The sequence below is a fragment of the Micromonospora sp. KC213 genome, assembly GCF_004348325.1.
Classification (GTDB): domain Bacteria; phylum Actinomycetota; class Actinomycetes; order Mycobacteriales; family Micromonosporaceae; genus Micromonospora.
In genome coordinates this window covers 1-8,630 of record NZ_SMKF01000209.1, presented here as the reverse complement: position 1 = coordinate 8,630, position 8,630 = coordinate 1, and the positions used below count along the sequence as shown (strand labels likewise).

The 8,630-nt window shown below is 74.1% G+C and carries 10 protein-coding genes and 1 pseudogene; 3 read left to right on the top strand and 8 right to left on the bottom strand.

The features are described from left to right. Window positions 1-390 (bottom strand): preprotein translocase subunit TatB (locus E1166_RS27235; protein WP_132342772.1); only part of this gene is annotated, 390 nt, incomplete at its 3' end. 72 nt (window positions 391-462) lie between these two features. Next, the gene (locus E1166_RS27230) at window positions 463-1,797 is read right to left on the bottom strand and encodes a trypsin-like peptidase domain-containing protein (RefSeq protein ID WP_207914566.1); all 1,335 of its coding nucleotides are present in this window, start codon (window positions 1,795-1,797) and stop codon (window positions 463-465) included. 255 nt (window positions 1,798-2,052) lie between these two features. On the opposite strand from E1166_RS27230, the gene E1166_RS27225 reads away from it, so the two are divergent. Beyond that, window positions 2,053-2,661 (top strand): O-methyltransferase, encoded by a 609-nt coding sequence (locus E1166_RS27225; RefSeq protein ID WP_132270456.1) that lies wholly within the window; start codon window positions 2,053-2,055, stop codon window positions 2,659-2,661. Window positions 2,662-2,701: 40 nt separating this feature from the next. Here the strand turns inward: E1166_RS27225 and E1166_RS27220 are convergent, their stop codons facing one another. Together E1166_RS27220 and E1166_RS27215 are read right to left on the bottom strand one after the other, a co-directional pair. After that, on the bottom strand, window positions 2,702-4,174 hold the full coding sequence (locus E1166_RS27220) for a leucyl aminopeptidase family protein (protein WP_132342770.1): 1,473 nt from the start codon (window positions 4,172-4,174) through the stop codon (window positions 2,702-2,704). A gap of 145 nt (window positions 4,175-4,319) precedes the next feature. Then, a complete protein-coding gene (locus tag E1166_RS27215) occupies window positions 4,320-4,487 on the bottom strand; it encodes a DUF3117 domain-containing protein (protein ID WP_007455245.1) in 168 nt (55 codons plus the stop codon). Window positions 4,488-4,677: 190 nt separating this feature from the next. On the opposite strand from E1166_RS27215, the gene E1166_RS27210 reads away from it, so the two are divergent. Beyond that, window positions 4,678-5,496, top strand: a complete 819-nt coding sequence (locus E1166_RS27210; RefSeq protein ID WP_132342769.1) for a PaaX family transcriptional regulator C-terminal domain-containing protein — start codon at window positions 4,678-4,680, stop codon at window positions 5,494-5,496. 4 nt (window positions 5,497-5,500) lie between these two features. Beyond that, the gene (locus E1166_RS27205; RefSeq protein WP_132342768.1) at window positions 5,501-6,289 is read left to right on the top strand and encodes an enoyl-CoA hydratase-related protein; all 789 of its coding nucleotides are present in this window, start codon (window positions 5,501-5,503) and stop codon (window positions 6,287-6,289) included. A gap of 66 nt (window positions 6,290-6,355) precedes the next feature. Here the strand turns inward: E1166_RS27205 and E1166_RS27200 are convergent, their stop codons facing one another. The 4 genes and pseudogenes from E1166_RS27200 to E1166_RS27185 all read right to left on the bottom strand — a co-directional run. Beyond that, window positions 6,356-6,943, bottom strand: a complete 588-nt coding sequence (locus E1166_RS27200) for a hypothetical protein (protein ID WP_132342767.1) — start codon at window positions 6,941-6,943, stop codon at window positions 6,356-6,358. A 12-nt stretch (window positions 6,944-6,955) separates the two neighbouring features. Further along, window positions 6,956-7,540 carry a DNA-3-methyladenine glycosylase I gene (locus E1166_RS27195; protein WP_132342766.1) on the bottom strand — a complete coding sequence of 195 codons (585 nt, stop codon included), beginning with the start codon at window positions 7,538-7,540 and terminating at the stop codon, window positions 6,956-6,958. A gap of 37 nt (window positions 7,541-7,577) precedes the next feature. Then, on the bottom strand, window positions 7,578-8,057 hold the full coding sequence (locus E1166_RS27190; protein ID WP_132342773.1) for an SRPBCC family protein: 480 nt from the start codon (window positions 8,055-8,057) through the stop codon (window positions 7,578-7,580). 158 nt (window positions 8,058-8,215) lie between these two features. Further along, window positions 8,216-8,572: pseudogene (locus tag E1166_RS27185) on the bottom strand (DivIVA domain-containing protein); the annotation flags it as partial. Between the last annotated feature and the right edge of the window lie 58 nt (window positions 8,573-8,630).

Below are 8,630 nucleotides of genomic sequence, written 5' to 3'. Positions count from 1 at the left end.
GCGGGGTGCCGGGGCGGGTGCCCTGTCGCTGGCCGGACGGCCGGTGTCCCGTACGTCGACGGCCTTCGCGACGTCCTTCAGCTCGTCGTGCACACCGGTGACGTCGGCGCGGAGGTTGTCGTAGACACCCTGCAACGGCTTGCGGATCGCCGCCTCGTCCTCCTCGCTGAGCAGGTGCTTGCGGATGAACGCCTTCGGGTGCAGGTCCTCCAGCTGGATGTCGGTGCCCAGCTCGCGACTCAGGTCGCCGGTGGCGTTGCGGGCCATGGTGCGCAGGTTGCGCACCATCCGCAGGCCGTCGTTGATCACGTTGGGCAGCCGGTCACCGAAGATCAGCAGCGCCAGGAGCAGCAGCGCAACGATCTCCCACCAGTTCAGGTTGTCGAGCACTGCTGGGCCTCCTCGTCGGTCAGGCCAAGAGTACGCACGTCGGGCGGCTGGTCGGGAGAGGGTGACCGGTCCTCACTTGGCATCTGCGGCGAGCGTCACGGACGCGTTCTGCCGGCTCGCACCCCGCCGGTACTCCACCCGCACCACCGCCCCGGGGGCGAACTTGCGGACCAGCGCGATCAGATCGGTCGGCTCGGTCATCGGCCGGCCGTTCAACCGCAGGATCACGTCCCCGGCCTTGAGACCGGCACCGGCCGCCGGCCCGGACGGCTCGACCGCCGCCAGCCGTACCCCCGCTCCGCCGGTGCTCGACCCGGCGCCACCGACCTGCGCTCCGATCACCGTACGGCGGGCCTTGCCGGTGCCGATGATGTCCTGGGTGATCCGTTTGGCCTGGTTGATCGGAATGGCGAAGGCGAGCCCGATGTTCCCCGCCTCCTGCCCCTCGGCGACCAGGGACTTGATCGTGGAGTTGACCCCGATCACCCGGCCGGCGGCGTCGACCAGTGGGCCGCCGGAGTTGCCGTGGTTGACCGCCGCGTCGGTCTGGATGGCCGCGTAGTAGCGCACCGGCCCACCGGGCTCCCCGGCCTGCATGGTGCGGTCCAGTGCGCTGACGATGCCGGCGGTGACCGTGTTGGCCAGCGAGAGCGGCGAGCCGAAGGCCAACACCGGGTCGCCGACGGCGAGCGTGTCCGAATCGCCGAACTCGACCGGTCGCAGCCCGGTGCGGCTCACCTTGATCACGGCGATGTCCGACTCCGGGTCCTGGCCGACCACGGTGGCCGGGGCGGTGCTGCCGTCGTTGAAGACCACGCTGGCCCGGCCGCCCCCGTCCCCGACCACGTGGTCGTTGGTGATCACGTGCCCGTCGGCGCTGACGATGAAGCCGGATCCCTCGCTCATCCCGGCCAGGCTGACCACCCGGACGGTCACCACGCTGGGCAGGACCTTCTCCGCGACCGCGGCCAGCGACTCGGGACGACGCTGGGCCAGGCCGGGGGCGTCGGCGGGCCGGGCGCCGAGGGTCACCCCGCCACCGGCCCCACCGCGCACCGCGAAGGCGTACCCGAGAGCACCGCCGAGCGCCCCCGCGAGCAGCGCGGTGATCAGCGGGATCAGCAACAGTTGACGCAGCCTCGGCCGACCCGGCGCGTCCGGGTCGCTGACCGGCTCGGGTGCCGCACCGACCGGCGCGGTCGGCAGCACCACGGCGGCGGGCGCGTACGGGTCGCGCCACGGATCGGCGAGCGCGTCGGACCACCACGGTGACGCCGTGCCGCTTCCGCTGCCGTGCGGTGCCGTCGGGTGCCCTGCCGTCGGCGTCCCCGTCGGGGGGCCCGGCGGCGCAGGATTGCTGCCGGGCTGGCGCCAGTCCCAGCCGTCGGTCACGTCGGTGCCTCCCACTCCGTCCCCGGATCCCCCGTACGGCGCGACGCGGCGGCCGGTACGCCACGGGGGACACCAGTTCCAGGATTGCACGGATGGGCCGGGATCGAACCGGCTCCGGCGGTCGTGATCGTCATCGCCGGACGGGGCGGCTGCGCCGCGCGGGTCGCGCCTCTAGGCTCACAGTGCCAACCCGCCCCTCGCACCACTCCCGCCGCCCGGAGGTGTCCCATCGCCACGGTCGCCAGTTCCGGCACTCCGACGGCCCAGACGTTGCAGTTCGCCGAGTCGTACGTCGGCGAGGACCTCGTCCTACGGACCGCCCGTGCCCTCGCCCGTGAGGTCGGCCTCGACGTGGTGACCCCGGGCGCCGGGGCCGCGCTGCGCCTGCTCGCCGCCGCCGGAAACGCCCGCGCGGTGGTCGAGATCGGCACCGGCACCGGGGTCAGCGGGGTCTGGTTGCTGCGCGGCATGCGCGCTGACGGGGTGCTCACCACCATCGACGTGGAGGTCGAACACCAACGCATCGCCCGGCGCATCTTCGTCGAGGCCGGTTTCCCCGCGGGGCGTACCCGGATCATCACCGGCCGGGCGCTGGACGTGCTGCCCCGGCTCGCCGACGGCGCGTACGACCTGGTCTTCGTGGACACCGAGGCGACCGGCTTCGCCGCGTACGCGGACGCCGCGCTGCGGCTGCTGCGCCCCGGCGGGGTGCTCGCCCTCAACGGCGCCCTGGCCAACGGGCGCATCGGTGACCCGGCCGCGCGGGACGCCGAGACGGTCACCGTACGGGAGACGGTGAAGGCGATCCGGGAGTCCGAGCACTGGACGCCCGCGTTGCTGCCGGTCGGGCACGGCCTGCTGGTCGCGGTGAAGTGCTGACCGCTCGCCGCCCCGCCCGCCTCGTCGGCCGGGCGGCCGGTCAACGCAGCGTCGCCAGCCAGCGCAGCAGCCCGCGTACGCCCCAACCGGTCGCGCCCCGGGTCAGTTCGGCGTCGTCGCCGTCGGACCAGGACGGCGCGGACATGTCGATGTGCAGCCAGCGGTCGCGCAGGTCACCGGTGAACTCGCGGAGGAACAGCGCGGCGGTGACCGAGCCCGCGCCGGCGTCCGGCGAGCTGTGCAGGTCGGCCAGGTCGCTGCCGAGGTGCTCGACGTAGTCGGCGGGCAGCGGCATCCGCCAGGCCGCCTCCCCGGCCTGCTCGATCGCGGCCAGCAGGTCGGCGGCGAGCCGGTCGTTGTCGCTGTAGAGCGCGCCGTGCTTCTTGCCGAGCGCGACCGCGTTGGCGCCGGTCAGGGTCGCCAGGTCGACCAGCACGTCCGGCGCGAGCTCGCGCACCGCGTACGCGATCGCGTCGGCGAGAACCAGCCGCCCCTCGGCGTCGGAGTTGGTGGTCTCGCTGGTCAGGCCGCCGTAGTGGCGGATGATGTCGCCGGGTCGAAACGCCGAACCGCTGACCATGTTCTCGGCCAGCGGGGCGAGGGTGGTGACCCGGACCGGCAGGCGCAGCGCCGCCGCGCCGAGGGTCGCCGCGACCACGGCGGCGGCGCCGGCCATGTCCTTGCGCATCAGTTTCATCGCCGGCACCGGTTTGATGGAGATGCCGCCGGTGTCGAAGGTGATGCCCTTGCCGACGAGCACCACGTGGGTACGGGCGTCGGTGGGGCGCCAGTCCAGCTCCACCAGGCGGGGGGCGCTGGCCGAGCCGCCGCCCACGGCCAGGATGCCGCCGAAGCCCTCGGCGGCCAGTTCCTGCGGGCCGCGTACCCGCAGGTGCAGGTCGGGAAGATCGGCGGCGGCCTCGACCTGGGCGGCGAACCACTGCGGGTTCTTCACCGACGAGGGAGTGTTGGTGAGGTCCCGGGCCAGGCGAGTCATCCGGGCGGTGGTCTCCGCGACGGCGACCGCCTCACGGTGTGCCTCCGGGTCGGCGACCAGCAGTTCCACGCCGGCGAGCGCGGGCGCGTCGCCGGCATCGGTCATCCGGAACCGGTAGGCGGCGAGCTGGAGCCCCTCGACGAGGGCGGCCACGGCGGGGCTGTCGACGTCGGCCGGGAGCGCGACGGTGATCTGTGTCTCATCTTCGGCGGCGCGGGCGAGGGCCGCCCCGGCGGTCCGCCAGCTCCTGCCGGTGCCGTCGCCGACGCCGAGCAGCAGCAGCCGTTGCGGGGTGCCATGGGGGCGCAGGTGGGCGAAGGTCTCGCCGGCCCGTCCGGCGAGCCGGGTGGCGGGCAACAGGGCGATCGCCTCGGCGGAGACCTCCTCGGGCAGGGCAACTCCGGTCGGGACCAGCGTCGCCGGTGCCCTTCCCCCGTCGGTGGCGACACCGGCGCGGACCGGCAGGACGAGGGTGTCCAGCCGGTCGGGGCCGGCTGTCAGGCGGATGGCGAGCACGCTGGGACGTACCTCCGGAGGTGTTCGTGGCGCGGGGCGGGCCGCCCCGCGTACGGGATGTGAAGACCCTGAGCCACCGGGGGATCCCCGGTGGCTCAGGGTCACGACGCACCATCCGCGCGGTGCCGCGCGGATGGTCGGTCGGTCAGCCGGCGGCCGCCTTCAGCGCGTCACCGAGCGCGTTGGCCTCGTCGGGAGTCATCTCGACGACGAGCCGGCCACCGCCCTCCAGCGGGACCCGCATGACGATGCCCCGGCCCTCCTTGGTGACTTCCAGCGGACCGTCGCCCGTCCGCGGCTTCATCGCCGCCATGTTGTCTCCCCTCAGACCTACACCAGGGTCGGTGGGTTGCCCCACAGCCACTTCGCCAAGACCACCCGCAAGGTACGCGGGGGTGTCGACCAACGATTTTCCCTGATGAACACCGCCGGACCCAAACCGAAGCTGCATTGATGTAACAGCACCTAGCTTATCCTGGGTAGGCCTGTCACAATGTGCGGTCATGCAGGCACGGTCGGCACTCTTCGACCTGTACGGCGACCACCTCCGGCAGAGGGGTGGCCGCGCGCCGGTCGCCGCCCTGGTCAAGCTGCTCGCACCGCTGGGAATCGCGCCCCCGGCCGTACGCACGGCGGTCTCCCGAATGGTCCGCCAGGGGTGGCTGGATCCGCTCCGTCTGCCCTCCGGACCCGGGTATTCGATCACACCCAAAGCCGCCCGGCGACTGGACGAGGCGGCGGCCCGGGTCTACCGCACCGGCCGGGTCACCTGGGACGGCCGCTTCGACCTGCTGGTGCTGCGGACCACGGCGTCCCGGCGGGACCGGCAGCGGCTCGCCGCCAACCTCAGCTTCCTCGGCTACGGCGCGCTCGACGAGCACACCTGGGTGGCCACCCGCGGCGGCGAGGACGTCGACCTTCTGCTGGAGGAGGCCGGCGTGCACTACGAACGGTTCACCGCCGCGCACGCCGCCGGCACGCCGGGGGCGATGGGGGTGGTCCGGCGGGCCTGGGATCTCACCGAGATCGGGCACGCGTACGAACGGTTCGTCGCCGAACAGCGCCCGCTGCTGGCCGGCGTGACCGCACGCAGCGGCGACGAGGAGGCGTACGCGGCCCGGTTCCGGCTCGTGCACGCGTGGCGTACCTTCCTGTTCCGGGACCCGCAGTTGCCGCCGGCGCTGCTCCCCGAGCGCTGGCCCGGCGTCGCCGCGGCCAGCTTCTTCGACCGGCACGCGGCCCGGCTGCGGCCGGCCGCCGACCGGTACGTCGAACAGTGCCTCGACGCCGGCAACCGCACCGCCCGACAGAAGGGTCGTTGAGAACGTGACCGAGCCGCTGCTCGTCGACCGCACCGACGCCGTGGTCACCCTGACCCTGAACCGCCCCACGGCGATGAACTCGCTCGACGTGGCGCTCAAGGAGGCGCTGCGGGACACCCTGGCCGGGTTGGAGACCGACCGTTCCTGCCGGGCGGTGGTACTGGCCGGGGCCGGCGACTCGTTCAGCGCGGGGCAGGATCTACGCGAACACGTGCAGATCCTGCAGTCCCCCACCGCCAACCCGCTGGACACCGTCCGGGCGCACTACAACCCCATCGCCGCGAGGTTGGCCAACCTGCCCAAGCCGGTGGTGGCCGCGGTACGCGGGATGGCTGCCGGGGCGGGCGCCTCGCTGGCGTTCCTGGCGGACTTCCGGATCGGCGGGCCGAAGACGAAGTTCCTGATGGCCTTCGCCGGGGTGGGGCTGGCCGCCGACACCGGCGCCTCCTGGACGCTGCCCCGGCTGGTCGGCCACGCCAAGGCCGTGGAGATGCTGATGCTCGCCGAACCGGTGGGCGCCGAGGAGGCGTGCCGACTGGGCCTGCTCACCCGGCTGGTCGAGGACGAGGCGGTGCTGCCGACCGCGCAGGAGTTGGCGGCCCGGCTGGCCGCCGGCCCGACCGTGGCGTACGGGGCGATCAAGCGGCAGCTCTCCATCGCCGACGCGGGCACCCTGGCCGACGCCCTGGCCGCCGAGGCCCAGGCCCAGGCGATCTGCGGCGCCACGGCCGACCACCGGGCCGCCACCGAGGCCTTCGTCGACAAGCGCCGGCCCACCTTCGCAGGCCACTGATCCGGCCCTGCCCGGCCACCCTGGCGGCATGTCATCAGGGTGGCCCGGCAGAGAAAGCGACCGTGGTCAGTCGTCCTCCTCCGGGTCCTGATTGGCCTCGGCGCCCAGCACGAACGCCTGCATGGCCAGTTCGTCACCCGAAGGCGAGACGAACGCGGGCAACTCTCCCGGGCCCAACTCCTGCACGTACGACCAGAACAGCCGCACCGCCTCGGCCCGGGTGTCGGCCTCGATGGGCAGATCCAGGCTGACCAGCCAGGTCCGACGGGGTGCCGGCGGGCCGAGCCGGTCGACCAGGTGCCCGAACACCACCGGGTCCAGCGGGCTGACCGGGCCGGTGATCTCCACCCGGTCGGCCGGAACCGGCTCGTCGAAGGCCCGCCGGGTGTACGCCACCGCCAGTCCGGCACCGGAGCGGACCACGCGGCCCAGGGCGACCAGCCGGGGCGGCGCCTCCGTCAGCACCGCCACCGGGTCGCCGGGACGCGGTCGGTGGCCGCCCGGGGCGGCGGGCAGGTCCAGGGAGTCGTGGTGGACGAGGCGCTCGGCGTCGAGGCGTCCCGGCGGGAGGAGCACCGCCCAGGCGCCCTCACCCCGCCCGGTGCCTCCGCCGCCGTCGGTCGCGCCGCTGGCGCGGTGGTCGGTCGCGGTCATGCCCCAATCCCATCATGTCCCGGCCGGGGCGGTGACGACGTGGCAGGCCGCGAGGTGGTCGTCGACCATCCCGGTGGCCTGCATCAGGGCGTAGGCGGTGGTCGGGCCGACGAACCGGAAGCCGCGCCGCTTGAGCTCCTTGGCCAGCGCGGTGGACTCGGGGGTGAGCGCCGGCACCTGCGCGAACGACTCCGGCCGGGCGGCCCGGGCCGCCGGTGCGTACGACCAGAGCAACGCGGAGAGCCCCTTCGGCAACGCCAGGGCGGCGCGGGCGTTGGCGACCGCCGCCTCGATCTTGGCGCGGTTGCGGACGATGCCCGCGTCGGCGAGCAGGCGGGCGACGTCGGCATCGCCGTAGCCGGCGACCCGCTCGATCCGGAAGTCGTCGAAGGCACGCCGGAACGCCGGCCGCTTGCGCAGGATGGTCAACCACGACAGGCCGGACTGGAACGCCTCCAACGTCAGCCGCTCGTAGAGCGCGTCGTCGCCGTGCAGCGGCCGGCCCCACTCGGTGTCGTGGTAGACGGCGTAGTCGGGGGTGCTCGCCCCCCAGGCGCAGCGCGACAGCCCGTCGGGGCCGGTCACCAGGTCAGTCACGGCGTACACGGTAGGGCAGGACCCCGACACTGCCGGGTCAGGGCAGCCGGCCCTGCTCGACCAGGCGGGCGAATCGCTTGAGGGCCAGGGTCAGGCTGGCCTTGGAACCCGGCCAGAGCAGCGGCCAGGCCACCTGCCCGGCGGCTCCGGGAGGCAGGTGGAACCACTCGTGCCAGACCACCTGCGTGCGGTCTCGGGCCAACGGGGTGCAGCGCAGCACTCCCGGGCCGCGCAGCAGCGGGCCGCAGTGCACCACCCCGATCTCGTACGGCGCGTCGACCCGAACCACCCGCATCTCGTCGCGCAGCACGGCCGGGCCGAGCGTGGTGACCGCCTCGATCAGGCTGCCCTCGCCACCGTCGCCCTCGACGACCCGGACGGTGGTCAGTGGGATCCAGTCGGACTGCCGCTCCCACGCGGTGAGCCCGGCGAAGACCCGGCCGGCGGGGGCGTCGACGATCACCGTGGCGGTGAACTCGCCGGCCCCGCGGCGGGCCGCCTCGCCCAGCCCGCCCACGTCACCCGCGCCGTCGGCACCGCCCGCGCCGTCGGCACCGCTCACGCCGGCTCCGCGCGGACCGTGACCGTGTCGGACGGGTCCCCGCCGACCTCGGCGGGCGCGTCGGTCGGGTCGGCGGTGTCGGCTCCGGCGGCGGGTCCGGCAGAGGTGGCCCGGGCGGCCTCCTCACGGGCCCGACGCAGCTCGTCGGCATCGGCGATGCGGCCCTCGCGCAGGGCGGTGACCTCGTCCTCCAGCACGCCGATCAGCTCGGTCTTGTAACCGATGTCGTAGGCGGCGCGGCGCATCGCCTGGTCGACCTGGGACATCCGGTAGCCGCGCAGCGCGGTGTCGAAGCGGACCGCGCCGACGTCGGACTCGCGCAGCGGGCGGCCGGCCGGCAGCGGCACGGCCTCGCCGTCGGGCTCGGCCGGCACCAGGCCGGGATCCCGCCCGGAGACCAGCGCCGTCACCCCGAACACCACCGCCGCCACGGTCAACGCGACGACCAGTACGAGCAGAACTCGACCCATGCACAGATCGTGGCACGTCCACCCGCCCCCGAGCGACCCCAACCACGCCGTTGCCGTC